This is a genomic window from Burkholderia sp. AU16741 (assembly GCF_002223345.1).
Lineage (GTDB): Bacteria > Pseudomonadota > Gammaproteobacteria > Burkholderiales > Burkholderiaceae > Burkholderia > Burkholderia sola.
The window spans coordinates 1,414,776-1,427,343 of record NZ_NKEZ01000003.1 but is presented as its reverse complement, the minus strand read 5'-3'; the positions used below and the strand labels follow the sequence as shown (position 1 = coordinate 1,427,343).

The window sequence follows — 12,568 nt, the reverse complement described above, 5'->3', positions numbered from 1 at the left end:
GCCGTGCTTCGGCGTGCATATCGTTGAAGCGAAACGGAAAAATTCGGAAACGCCCGCGAACATAGGTAGAATACGTTTTTAACCAGCTAACGAATCAACATGTCTGCCAGCGCAGTGAACGTGACTCCCGGGCGCAACGTCGTCGTCGTGGGAACGCAATGGGGTGATGAAGGCAAGGGCAAGATCGTCGACTGGCTGACGGACCACGCTCAGGGCGTCGTGCGTTTCCAGGGCGGTCACAACGCCGGCCACACCCTCATCATCGGCGGCAAGAAAACGATCTTGCGCCTCATTCCGTCGGGCATCATGCGTGAAGGCGTCGCCTGCTACATCGGCAACGGCGTCGTCCTGTCCCCCGAAGCACTGTTCAAGGAAATCGGCGAGCTCGAAGAAGCCGGCGTGAACGTACGCGACCGTCTGTTCATCTCCGAAGCCACGACGCTGATCCTGCCGTACCACATCGCGATCGACCAGGCGCGCGAAGCGCGCAAGGGCGCCGGCAAGATCGGCACGACCGGCCGCGGCATCGGCCCCGCGTACGAAGACAAGGTCGGCCGCCGCGCGCTGCGCGTGCAGGACCTGTTCGACGCGAAGACCTTCGCCGATCGCCTGCGCGAAAATCTCGATTTCCACAATTTCGTGCTGACCCAGTATCTGGGCGGCGCGGCCGTCGACTTCCAGGCCACGCTCGACACGATGCTTGGCTATGCCGATCGCCTGAAACCGATGGTGGCCGACGTGTCGCGCCGCCTGTACGATGCGAACAACGCGGGCCAGAACCTGCTGTTCGAAGGCGCGCAAGGCACGCTGCTCGACATCGATCACGGCACCTATCCGTTCGTCACGTCGAGCAACTGCGTCGCAGGGGCGGCGTCGGCCGGCGCGGGCGTCGGTCCGCAGAAGCTCAACTACATCCTCGGCATCACGAAGGCGTATTGCACGCGCGTCGGCTCGGGCCCGTTCCCGAGCGAGCTGTACGATGCGGACAACCCGCAGCGCCAGGACCAGATCGGCGTCACGCTCGCGAACGTCGGCAAGGAATTCGGTTCGGTCACCGGCCGTCCGCGCCGCACCGGCTGGCTCGATGCGGCTGCGCTGCGCCGCTCGATCCAGATCAACGGCGTGTCGGGTCTGTGCATGACCAAGCTCGACGTGCTCGACGGCCTCGATGAAGTCAAGCTGTGCGTCGGCTACCAGGTCGACGGCAAGGACGTGGACATCCTGCCGCGCGGCGCGGTCGATGTCGCGCGTTGCGAGCCGGTGTACGAGACGTTCCCGGGCTGGAAGGAAAGCACCGTCGGGATCAATACGTGGGACGCGCTGCCGGCGAATGCGCAGGCTTACCTCGCCCGCGTCCAGGAAGTGGCTGGCGTGCCGGTCGACATGGTGTCGACGGGCCCGGACCGCGACGAAACGATCCTGCTCCGCCATCCGTTCAAGGTGTAAGACCCAGATGACGCAGCAAATCACGATGACGGCGGCAGACTTGATGACCGATCCGCGCAACGACGACAAGAACCTGTGGGTAGGCTGGGACGAGTATCACCGTCTGATCGAACTGCTCGCGCTTCAGGTGCACGCCTCGGGCTGGAAGTTCGACCAGATCCTGTGCCTCGCGCGCGGCGGCCTGCGCGTCGGCGACCAGTTGTCGCGCATCTATGACGTGCCGCTGGCGATCCTCGCGACGAGTTCGTACCGGGAAGCGGCCGGCACCGAGCAGGGCGAGCTCGACATCGCGCAGTACATCACGATGACGCGCGGCCATCTCGCGGGCAACGTGCTGCTGGTCGACGATCTCGTCGATTCGGGCGTCACGCTCGCGCGCGTGCAGGAGCACCTGAAGGAGCGCTATCCGGCGGTCACGGCCGTGCGTTCGGCCGTGCTCTGGTACAAGGGGTGCTCGAAGGTCAAGCCCGACTATCACACGCAGTTCCTGCCGACGAATCCGTGGATCCATCAGCCGTTCGAGGAGTGGGACACGGTTCGTCCGCACAACCTCGAGGCGTGGATCAAGCGCGGTCGCGCGCAGCGCGACGGTTCGGACGCGTAAGCGCCGGCCGATCGAAGGACAGCCTTGTACGGCGCCGCTTGCGGCGCCGTTTTTCGTTGGCGCGCGCGGTGCGCCACGTGGTGCGCGGTGCGCACCCGATAGGCAGGGGGCGCGGCCGCGGCTATGATGGCTGCCCTGCCACAGGTCGCGTCGGATTGCATGCGTCACGTGGATCACGTGGTTCCACGGCAACACGGCAGGGCGGCGTTTCACGGGGGCGCGAGTAGAATAGCGCTCGTTTTGTCCGACCCGGACCCGATTATTACGCTTCATATGAACGACACGACCCACGCGACCGACGCCGCCCATTCGCCGCATTCGACGCAACAACACTCGATGCGGGCGCTAGCGATAGCAGCCATCGGCGTCGTGTTTGGCGACATCGGCACCAGCCCGCTGTATGCGCTGAAGGAGGCGTTCAGCCCCGCGCACGGCATTCCGCTGACCGAAGCGTCGATTCTCGGCGTGATCTCGCTGCTGTTCTGGGCCATCGTGCTGGTGGTCGGCGTCAAATACCTGCTGTTCGTGATGCGGGCGGACAACAACGGCGAAGGCGGTGTGCTCGCGCTGATGGCGCTGTCGCTGCGGCCGCTGGACTCCAAAACCCGGGTTGCGGGCGCGCTGATGGCGCTCGGGATATTCGGCGCGTGCATGTTCTACGGGGACGCGGTGATCACGCCGGCGATTTCCGTGATGTCGGCCGTCGAAGGTCTCGAGATCGCGACGCCGCACCTGTCCCATCTCGTGCTGCCGATCACGATCGTGATCCTGATCGCGCTGTTCTGGATCCAGCGGCACGGTACCGCACTGGTCGGCAAGCTGTTCGGCCCGATCATGGTGCTGTGGTTCGTCGTGATCGCGGCGCTCGGCGTGTACCACATCATGCGCGTGCCGGGCATCATCGCGGCGATCAATCCGTATTACGCGGCGTCGTTCATGGCCGACCACCTGCTGCAGGCCTACGTCGTACTCGGCTCGGTCGTGCTGGTGCTGACCGGCGCGGAAGCGCTCTACGCGGACATGGGCCACTTCGGTGCAAAGCCGATCCGGTACGCCGCGTACGGGCTCGTGATGCCGTCGCTCGTGCTGAACTACTTCGGCCAGGGCGCGCTGCTGATCCAGAATCCGAAAGCGATCGAAAACCCGTTCTTCCTGCTGGCGCCCGAATGGGGGCTGCTGCCGCTCGTTGTGCTGTCGACGGTCGCGACCGTGATCGCGTCGCAGGCCGTGATCTCGGGCGCGTATTCGCTGACGTCGCAGGCGATCCAGCTCGGCTACGTGCCGCGCATGAAGGTGCTGCATACGTCCGAACTCGCGATCGGCCAGATCTACGTGCCGGTCGTGAACTGGCTGCTGCTGTTCGTGATCCTCTGTATCGTCGTCGGTTTCAAGAGTTCGGACAACCTCGCGGCCGCGTACGGCATCGCGGTGACGGCGACGATGGTGATCACGACCGTGCTCGCGTGCGTCGTGATGGTCAAGGTATGGAACTGGAACCGGCTGTTGGTCGGCGCGATCATTGCGGTGTTCCTCGCGATCGACCTCGGCTTTTTCGGCGCGAACCTGCTGAAGGTCGCGCAGGGCGGCTGGCTGCCGCTCGGTATCGGCGCGCTGCTGTTCTTCCTGCTGATGACCTGGTACAAGGGGCGTCACATCGTCAAGGAACGCACGGCGGCCGACGGTATCCCGCTCGAGCCGTTCCTGCAGGGGCTGCTCGCGCATCCGCCGCACCGCGTGTCGGGCACCGCGATCTACCTGACCGGCAACGACAAGCTCGTGCCCGTCAGCCTGCTGCACAACCTGAAGCACAACAAGGTGCTGCACGAGCGGACCATTTTCCTGACGTTCGTCACGCGCGACATTCCGTACGTGCGCGACGACAAGCGCCTGAGCTCGCGCGATGCGGGTGGCGGCCTGTACATCGTCAAGGCCGAGTACGGCTTCAACGAGACGCCGGACGTGAAGGCCGTGCTCGAGGAATTCGGCCGCACGCACGACATGACGTTCGAACTGATGGACACCTCGTTCTTCCTCGCGCGCGAAACAGTGGTGCCGACGCATCTGCCCGGCATGTCGATCTGGCGCGAACGCGTGTTCGCGTGGATGCATCAGAACGCGGCGAAACCGACCGACTTCTTCTCGATTCCGGCGAACCGCGTCGTCGAGCTCGGCACCAAGATCGAGATCTGACGGGCGCGGTGGGGCCGCCCCCATGCGGCGGCCATGCCGAGCAGGCCGCGCGCTTCGCCGAAGCAATAAAAAACCCGCCTTTCGGCTAATGCCGTTCAGTTAAGAACTGAACGGCATTTTTGTTTTGGGTGTTGTAAACGGTGATGGAGGCTGTTAACCTGCGTCGCCATGCTTGATGACACCCTGAATTTTCTCGCTGAAGAACAGGAGACGCCCGACTGGGCTCGTCTGGGTGAGCACTTGCCCTACGAGTGGATTGAGCAGGTGGTGGCTTACACGGGACGGGCGAGCATCCGGCAACGCCGCTTGCCCGCTGAACAGGTTGTTTGGCTGGTTATTGCGCTGGCATTGTATCGGCATCAATCGATCAGCGAGGTTGTCGACGATCTCGATCTTGCGCTACCGGATATGCAGGCGCCGTTCGTCAGCAAGAGCGCTGTCGCTCAGGCCCGGCAGCGCCTGGGCGCGCAACCACTGAAGGCGCTGTTCGAATTGTCGGCCAAGGCGTGGGCCGAGCAGGACCGCAAACAATACCTGTTCAAGGGGTTGAGCCTGTTTGCGATGGATGGCACGACGCTCAGGACGGCGGACACCCCCGAACATCGGGCTCATTTCGGCGCCCAGGTTTATGCCGGCAACACCATCGCCAGTTATCCGCAGGTCCGTGGCGTGACGCTGACTGCCGTGCCCACGCACCTGATCCGCAGCGCGGCGTTCGGTCCGTATGGCACGAACGAGATGCTATATGCCAAGGATCTGCTCGACGCCATCCCCGATGATTCGCTGACGGTATTCGACAAGGGGTTTCTATCTGCAGAAATCCTGTGTGGCTTGAGCCGCGCGGGTTCGAACCGTCACTTCCTCATCCCGGCCAAGGCCAACACCAAATGGGAAGTCATCGAGGGAACGCCTGATGATGCGGTGGTAAGCATGCGCGTGTCGCCCCAGGCACGCAAGAAATGCCCGGACCTGCCAGAGGTGTGGCAGGCGCGAGCCGTCACCCTGGTCGACTCAAGTGCCCGCAAGCGCGTACTGCTGACGTCACTGTTCGACCGAAAACGCTACACGAGCGCCGATATCGTGGCCTGCTATGCGCGCCGCTGGCAAATTGAAACCAGCTATCGAGAACTCAAGCAGACGATGATGGGCATGGCGCCGATCCTGCGCAGCCGCAGCGTTGAGGGGGTGTATCAGGAAATCTGGGGCGCGCTGATTGCCTACAACCTCGTGCGATTGGAGATTGCCAAGGCCGCGCTTGCGGTGAAGTGCGAGCCGACCGAGATTAGCTTCGTGCGCGCCTTCCACGTCATCCAGTACGAATTGCACTGGGCCGCGGTTACCCGTGCGCAGGGCAAACTCCCAGCCCTGCTGCAACGACTGCGACTACGTCTGGTCGCGCTACTCAAAGAAGAACGGCCCGCTCGAAAATTCGAGCGGGCCGTGAAGGCTGTGCCAAAACGCTATGCCGTCCGTGTCCTTAAAAAGAACCTTAACTGAACGGCATTACGCCTTTCGGCGGGTTTTTTGTGCGTCGACGCTTCGCGTGCTCAGCGTTTCAGCTTCGCGAATGCGGCGGCCATCGCGCCGGCCGGTTCCGGCTCGCGCGAACGCTGCGGGCGGGCGGCGCCGCGGCCCGCGTTGCCGCGATCCTGGCCGCCGCGCGGGGCCATGCCGGGCGCGGCCGCGTCGTCGTCGAGCCGCATCGTCAGCGCAATGCGCTGGCGCTTCACGTCGACGTCGATCACCTTCACCTTGACGACCTGGCCGGCCTTCACGACTTCGTGCGGATCCTTGATGAACTTCGTCGACATCGCGGACACGTGGACGAGACCGTCCTGGTGCACGCCGATATCCACGAACGCGCCGAATGCGGCGACGTTCGTCACGACGCCTTCGAGCGTCATGCCCGGCACGAGATCCGACACCTTTTCGACGCCTTCGCGGAACGTGGCCGTCTTGAATTCCGGGCGCGGATCGCGGCCCGGCTTCTCCAGTTCGGCCAGGATGTCGCGCACGGTCGGCAGGCCGAAACGTTCGTCAACAAATTCCGCCGGAGACAAACCCGACAGCGCTTCGCGGTTGCCGAGCACGTCGTCGATACGCTTGTTGATTTTCGCGAGCATCCGTTCGACGACCGGATACGCTTCCGGGTGCACCGACGAGCGGTCGAGCGGATTCTCGCCGCCGTTGATGCGCAGGAAGCCGGCGGCCTGTTCGAAGGTCTTGTCGCCGAGGCGCGGCACCTTGCGCAGATGCTCGCGCGACGGGAACGGGCCATTCGCATCGCGGTAGTCGACGATGTTGCGCGCGAGCGTCGCGTTCAGGCCCGACACACGGGCGAGCAGCGGGGCCGACGCCGTGTTCGCGTCGACGCCGACCGCATTCACGCAATCCTCGACGACCGCGTCGAGCGAGCGGGCGAGTTCGCGCTGGTTCACGTCGTGCTGGTACTGGCCGACGCCGATCGCCTTCGGCTCGATCTTCACGAGCTCGGCGAGCGGGTCCTGCAGGCGGCGGGCGATCGACACGGCGCCGCGCAGCGACACGTCGAGTTCGGGGAATTCCTTCGCGGCGAGCTCGGACGCCGAGTAGACCGACGCGCCGGCCTCCGACACGACGATTTTCTGCAGCCGCAGCTCCGGGTGTTTCGCGATCAATTCGCTCGCGAGCTTGTCGGTCTCTCGCGACGCGGTGCCGTTGCCGATGCTGATCAGCTCGGCCTGCGTCTGCGCGGCGATGCGCGCGAGTTTCGCGATCGAGCCGTCCCAGTCGCGGCGCGGCTCGTGCGGGTAGATCGTGTCGGTCGCGAGCACCTTGCCGGTGCGGTCGACGACCGCGACCTTCACGCCCGTGCGCAGGCCCGGGTCGAGGCCGATCACGGCCTTCGGGCCGGCCGGCGCGGCGAGCAGCAGGTCGTTCAGGTTGCGTGCGAACACGCGGATCGCTTCGGTTTCGGCCGTTTCGCGCAACTGCGTGAGCAGTTCGTTTTCGATATGCGGCTGCACCTTCACGCGCCAGCACCAGCGGCAGACGTCGGACAGCCATTTGTCGGCCGGCCGGTTCTGGTTCGCGATGCCGAAATGGCGCGCGATCATCGCCTCGCCGGGGTGCGGCACCTGCGCGTCGAGTTCTTCGCCGAGGCCGAGCTTGATCGTCAGCACGCCGGCGTTGCGGCCGCGGAACAGCGCGAGCGCGCGGTGCGACGGCACGGTCTTGATCGTTTCCGCGTAGTCGTAATAGTCGCGGAATTTCTCGCCTTCCTCGTTTTCCTTGCCCTCGACGACGGCCGACGACACGACGCCCTGGCTGTGCAGGTAGTCGCGCAGCTTGCCGAGCAGCTCCGCCGTCTCGCCGAACTGCTCGGACAGGATGTCGCGCGCGCCGTCGAGCGCGGCCTTCACGTCGGCGACGCCCTTGTCGGCGTCGACATAGGCGGCCGCCTCGGCCTGCGGGTCGAGCAGCGGGTTCGCGAGCAACGCCTGCGCGAGCGGCTCGAGGCCGGCCTCGCGGGCGATCTGCGCACGGGTGCGGCGCTTCGGCTTGTACGGCAGATAAAGGTCCTCGAGCACCTGCTTGCTGTCGGCCGCGTCGATCGCGGCACGCAGTTCGTCGGTCAGCTTGCCCTGTTCGTCGATGCTCGACAGGATCGCGGCGCGGCGATCCTCGAGCTCGCGCAGGTACAGGAGGCGTTCCTCGAGCTGGCGCAGCTGCGTGTCGTCCAGGTTGCCGGTCACTTCCTTGCGGTACCGGGCAATGAACGGAACGGTCGAGCCTTCGTCGAGGAGTTGCACGGCCGCCGCGACCTGGCGCGGCTGGACGGACAGTTCGGTGGCGATGCGCTGTACGATCTTGAGTGCTACGGTTTCCGTCATGTCGTGGATGGTCTGTCTGCCTGCTGAAATCGCGGCGCGGGCCGGCAGGCCCGAAGCGGCGGGCTGCCCGGCGGGCCCGGCGAGGCCGGAGGCCGCGGGTGAATGAAGCGGGGCATTTTGCCATAAATGGCGGAGCGTCCAGCCGGGGGTGATAGAATTTGACACATGTCCCGCAGCTTTCCTACGACGTTGCCAACTTCCCGTATTTCTCTCGTCGCGCTCGGCGCAGCGCTCGCCGCGGCTTTGTCTGCCGGGCCTTCCGGCGCATTCGCGCAGGCCTCGGACGCCGCCGCGTCCGCGTCCGTTGCCGCCTCGGCCGCCCCGGATTTCGACGCCCGTCAAAAAGTGCTCAATCAACGCTCCGCGGAAAACGATTATCGTTATGCGGTGGCGGAGCACGATTGCTATAGCAAGTTCTTCGTCAATCACTGTCTCGGCAAGGCGCGCGACCAGATGCGCGAGGAGCGGGCTAGCATCCGCCAGGAGCAGCTCGCGCTCAACGACGAGCAGCGTGCGGTGCGGGCGCAGCAGCGCGACCAGCAGCAGGCGCTGAAGCAGGCCCAGAACGCGGCGGAAGCACCGCAGCGGGCGGCGAACGACGCGGCCAACGCGGCTGCATTCCGCGACAAGCAGGAGCAGAATGCACTGAAGCAGGCGCAGCGCGGCGCGGAAGGGCCGCAACGTGCGGCGAGCAAGCAGGCATACGACCAGAAGCAGGCGGATTTCCAGCGCAAGCTCGACCAGGCGCGCCAACAGGCGGCGCAGAAGGCGCAGGAGCGGGCGGACAACGCCACGCGCTACGAGCAGAAGCAGAAGGAAGCCGCGCAGCACAAGGCCGATGTCGAGCGGCGTCAGCAGGAAGCGGCCGAGAAGGCCAAACAGCAGCAACAGCAGGGGCAGTAACGTGTTGAATTGATCGGGATCAGTCTCGGGCGCGTCGGCATGCCGGCCGTCGCGCTGCTTCGATGAGGAGGCAAGTATGCAAAACCGTCACACGGAACAGCAGCAGGAATTGCACAACCGTTTGGCTGCATTGCAGGAGCAGCACCAGCAGCTCGCTCGGGAGATCGAGCTGAAGGAAGGACACTCCGACATCGACGACATCACGCTGCACCGCCTGAAGAAGGAAAAGCTGGCGGCCAAGGACAAAATCATTTTGCTGCAATCGCAGCTCGAACCGGATAAGCGCGCCTGAGCGCGGCCTGGCAAGCGCCGGCGCCGCCCGGGCGCTGGACACAGGAACGCTTGCCTTGAATTCACCGCTTGAAGCCACCCCCGATGCCCGACGTGACACGACGTCCGCCGGGCGCGCTCGTGCGCCCGAAGGCACCTTCGAGCTGAGCCGCAAGCGCGTCGACGAACTCGACACGATCTTCGGCGAAGGCGGGTTGCTGGCGCGCGCGCTCGACGGCTATCGGCCGCGCACGTCGCAGATCGAGATGGCGCGCGCGGTCGCGTCCGCGATGGAAGCGTCGGCGCGACGGATGCCCGAGCCCGAGATCTTCGAAACCCGCAAGCGGCCGGCGCGCCGCTTGGGCGACGCCGACAAGCCGGCCGGGCCGGCCGGGCCGGCCGCGGAGGATGCCGCGGCAACCGAGTCCGACGGCGACGCAGGCGACAACACGCTGATCGTCGAGGCCGGCACGGGCACCGGCAAGACCTACGCGTATCTGGTGCCCGCGATGCTGTGGGGCGGCAAGGTGATCGTGTCGACCGGCACGAAGCACCTGCAGGACCAGCTGTTCCAGCGCGACATCCCGACCGTGCGCAATGCGCTCGCGGTGCCGGTGACGGTCGCGATGCTCAAGGGCCGCGCCAACTACCTGTGCCACTACTACCTGCAACGCACGGCCGACAACGGCCGGCTGCCGTCGCGGCAGGATACGGCCTATCTGCAGGAAATCGTCCGCTTCGCGAAAATCACGAAGAGCGGCGACAAGGCCGAACTCGCGAGCGTGCCGGAAAACGCGCCCGTGTGGTCGATGGTCACGTCGACGCGCGACAACTGCCTCGGCCAGGAATGCCCGCACTACAAGGAATGTTTCGTGATGCAGGCGCGGCGCGAGGCTCAGCAGGCCGACGTCGTCGTCGTCAACCATCACCTGTTCTTCGCGGACATCATGCTGCGCGACACGGGGATGGCCGAACTGCTGCCGAACGCGAACACGATCATCTTCGACGAAGCGCACCAGTTGCCGGAGACGGCGACGCTGTTCTTCGGCGAGACGCTGTCGACGACGCAGATCCTCGAACTCGCGCGCGACACGGTGGCCGAAGGCCTGAGCCATGCGCGCGACGCGGTCGAGTGGGTGAAGCTCGGCGGCGATCTCGAGCGCGCGGCGCGCGACTTGCGCCTCGCGTTCGCGAACGACCAGATCGTGCGCATGTCGCTCGCGCAGCTCGGCGACGATCACCCGATGTTCGGTGCGCTCGACGCGCTCGACGTTGCGCTCGACGCGCTCGCATCGGCGCTCGCGGGCCAGGCCGAGCGCGCGGAATCGCTCGGCGCGTGCTTGCGGCGCGCCCGCGAACTGCAAGACCTGCTGGCCGGCTGGGGCGCGCCCGGCGCGGCGGAAGCGGCCGCGAAGGCCGATGCGGCGGCAGCCGGCGACAAGGCGGCCGCCGACGGCGATCCGAACGAGAAGGTGCGCTGGGTCGAAGTGTTCGCGCATACCGTGCAGCTGCACGAAACGCCGCTGTCGGTCGCACCGATTTTCGCGAAGCAGCGGGCGGGCGTGCCGCGTGCATGGGTGTTTACGTCGGCCACGCTGTCGGTGCGCGGCGATTTCACGCACTACGCGGCGCAGATGGGCCTCAGCTCGCGTCGTTCGATGACGCTCGCCAGCCCGTTCGATTACCAGTCGCAAGGGTTGCTGTACGTGCCGCGCAACCTGCCGCAGCCGTCGTCACCGGCGTTTACCGATGCCGTCTTCGATGCCGCGCTGCCGGCGATCGAGGCATCCGGCGGCGGCGTGTTCATGCTGTGCACGACGCTGCGCGCGGTCGACCGGATCGCGTCGAAGCTGCGCGACGTGATCGAATCGCGCGGCTGGAACACGCCGCTGCTCGTGCAAGGTGACGCAAGCCGCACCGAGCTGCTCGACCGCTTCCGCGCGTACGGCAATGCGATCCTGGTGGGCAGCCAGAGCTTCTGGGAAGGCGTCGACGTGCGCGGCGATGCGTTGTCGCTGGTCGTGATCGACAAGCTGCCGTTCGCGCCGCCGGACGATCCGGTGCTGGCCGCGCGGCTCGACGCATTGACGAAGAAGGGGCTGAGCCCGTTCGCCGTGCACCAGTTGCCGCAGGCCGTGATCACGCTGAAGCAGGGCGCGGGCCGGCTGATTCGTGCGGAGACGGATCGCGGCGTGCTGATGATCTGCGACACGCGGCTCGTCGACAAGCCTTACGGGCGCCGGATCTGGCAAAGCCTGCCGCCGTTCAAGCGCACGCGCGAGATCGCGGTCGTGCAGGATTTCTTCGACGAGCATCGCTCGGGCAAGCACGCGTGACCGCACACGCGGCGCGCCGCGCATGAATGCCCCGGCGCCGCCCGAATGCGGCGCCAATAAAAAACCCGGCTCGATGGCCGGGTTTTTTGCATGCGCAACGGGTGTTACATCGCGCCGTGTTTCAGAACTGCCACCACGACTTCTTCGTACCGGGGCGCGCATGGCCGGTCACGTACGGGCTGTCGGGGAACGTGCCCGCGAGCACGCGCTTCGTGTCCTCGGCGAGTTCCGGCTGGTTCAGCTTGCCGTACGACAGGATCATGATGTGCAGCGCATCCTCGATCGCCGGCGCGCCCTTGTAGTCCTTGATCGCGAGCTGCGCGCGGTTGATGGCCGCGACATACGCGCCACGACGGTAGTAGTAGTCGGCCGCGTGCACTTCGTGCGATGCCAGCGCGTTGACGATGTAGCGCATCCGTGCGGCCGCGTCGGGCGCGTACTTGCTCTTCGGGAAGCGGTCGACGACGACCTTGAACGCATCGTACGATTCGCGCAGCGCCTGCGGATCGCGCTCGCTCATGTCCTGGCCGGAGAAGCGCCCGAACAGGCCGAGATCGTCGTTGAAGTGGATCATCCCCTTCAGGTAGTACGCGTACGGGATGTCCGGATGATCGGGGTGGAGCTGGATGAAGCGATCGACGGCCTGGTCGGCGGCTGCCGCTTCGTTGTCCTTCCAGTTGCAGTATGCAACGTTGATCTGCGCTTGCTGCGCGAAATGGCCGAACGGATCGCGGCCTTGCAGCGATTCGAAATATTTCGCGCACTTGCCCCAGTCGCCGCCGGACAGTGCGTCCTGGGCCTCTGAGTATAATTTGTTGTTCGACCAGGTAGCCGTCTCGTCCTGCTTCTGCGGCAAGCCGTGGCAGCCGGCGATGAGGGCCGCGGCCGCTACCGCCGCAGCCCGGGCGGCGACGGTTCTGGCCGTGCGTTTGGTCGAATTCATCATG

At 65.7% G+C, this 12,568-nt stretch carries 9 protein-coding genes; 7 read left to right on the top strand and 2 right to left on the bottom strand.

Annotation, left to right across the window (positions count from 1 at the left end):
- Positions 1–99: 99 nt before the first annotated feature.
- From CFB89_RS09025 to CFB89_RS09010, 4 genes are all read left to right on the top strand, one after another.
- Positions 100–1,446 carry an adenylosuccinate synthase gene (locus tag CFB89_RS09025; RefSeq protein ID WP_089467567.1) on the top strand — a complete coding sequence of 449 codons (1,347 nt, stop codon included), beginning with the start codon at positions 100–102 and terminating at the stop codon, positions 1,444–1,446.
- A gap of 7 nt (positions 1,447–1,453) precedes the next feature.
- On the top strand, positions 1,454–2,050 hold the full coding sequence (locus CFB89_RS09020) for a phosphoribosyltransferase (RefSeq protein ID WP_179233391.1): 597 nt from the start codon (positions 1,454–1,456) through the stop codon (positions 2,048–2,050).
- Between the two features lie 273 nt (positions 2,051–2,323).
- A complete protein-coding gene (locus CFB89_RS09015; protein WP_089467566.1) occupies positions 2,324–4,240 on the top strand; it encodes a potassium transporter Kup in 1,917 nt (638 codons plus the stop codon).
- Positions 4,241–4,408: 168 nt separating this feature from the next.
- Positions 4,409–5,737, top strand: a complete 1,329-nt coding sequence (locus CFB89_RS09010; RefSeq protein WP_089466718.1) for an IS4 family transposase — start codon at positions 4,409–4,411, stop codon at positions 5,735–5,737.
- Between the two features lie 50 nt (positions 5,738–5,787).
- On the opposite strand, the gene CFB89_RS09005 is transcribed toward CFB89_RS09010, so the two are convergent.
- Positions 5,788–8,112: a Tex family protein gene (locus CFB89_RS09005; RefSeq protein WP_089467565.1), complete on the bottom strand. Its 2,325-nt coding sequence runs from the start codon at positions 8,110–8,112 to the stop codon at positions 5,788–5,790.
- Between the two features lie 165 nt (positions 8,113–8,277).
- On the opposite strand from CFB89_RS09005, the gene CFB89_RS09000 reads away from it, so the two are divergent.
- The 3 genes from CFB89_RS09000 (at position 8,278) to CFB89_RS08990 (ending at position 11,621) form a co-directional block, all read left to right on the top strand.
- A complete protein-coding gene (locus CFB89_RS09000) occupies positions 8,278–9,015 on the top strand; it encodes a hypothetical protein (RefSeq protein WP_089467564.1) in 738 nt (245 codons plus the stop codon).
- Positions 9,016–9,091: 76 nt separating this feature from the next.
- A complete protein-coding gene (locus tag CFB89_RS08995; RefSeq protein ID WP_006478692.1) occupies positions 9,092–9,307 on the top strand; it encodes a YdcH family protein in 216 nt (71 codons plus the stop codon).
- Positions 9,308–9,362: 55 nt separating this feature from the next.
- Positions 9,363–11,621, top strand: a complete 2,259-nt coding sequence (locus tag CFB89_RS08990) for an ATP-dependent DNA helicase (protein WP_089467563.1) — start codon at positions 9,363–9,365, stop codon at positions 11,619–11,621.
- A 121-nt stretch (positions 11,622–11,742) separates the two neighbouring features.
- Here the strand turns inward: CFB89_RS08990 and CFB89_RS08985 are convergent, their stop codons facing one another.
- Complete coding sequence (locus CFB89_RS08985) at positions 11,743–12,567, bottom strand: outer membrane protein assembly factor BamD (RefSeq protein ID WP_089467562.1); 825 nt, start codon at positions 12,565–12,567, stop codon at positions 11,743–11,745.
- Between the last annotated feature and the right edge of the window lies 1 nt (position 12,568).

Coding starts and splice junctions, on each gene's coding strand:
- CFB89_RS09010 (WP_089466718.1), top strand. CDS start 4,409: ATGCTTGATGACACCCTGAATTTTCTCGCTGAAGAACAGGAGACGCCC.
- CFB89_RS08985 (WP_089467562.1), bottom strand. CDS start 12,567: ATGATGAATTCGACCAAACGCACGGCCAGAACCGTCGCCGCCCGGGCT.
- CFB89_RS09020 (WP_179233391.1), top strand. CDS start 1,454: ATGACGCAGCAAATCACGATGACGGCGGCAGACTTGATGACCGATCCG.
- CFB89_RS08995 (WP_006478692.1), top strand. CDS start 9,092: ATGCAAAACCGTCACACGGAACAGCAGCAGGAATTGCACAACCGTTTG.
- CFB89_RS09000 (WP_089467564.1), top strand. CDS start 8,278: ATGTCCCGCAGCTTTCCTACGACGTTGCCAACTTCCCGTATTTCTCTC.
- CFB89_RS09005 (WP_089467565.1), bottom strand. CDS start 8,112: ATGACGGAAACCGTAGCACTCAAGATCGTACAGCGCATCGCCACCGAA.
- CFB89_RS09025 (WP_089467567.1), top strand. CDS start 100: ATGTCTGCCAGCGCAGTGAACGTGACTCCCGGGCGCAACGTCGTCGTC.
- CFB89_RS09015 (WP_089467566.1), top strand. CDS start 2,324: ATGAACGACACGACCCACGCGACCGACGCCGCCCATTCGCCGCATTCG.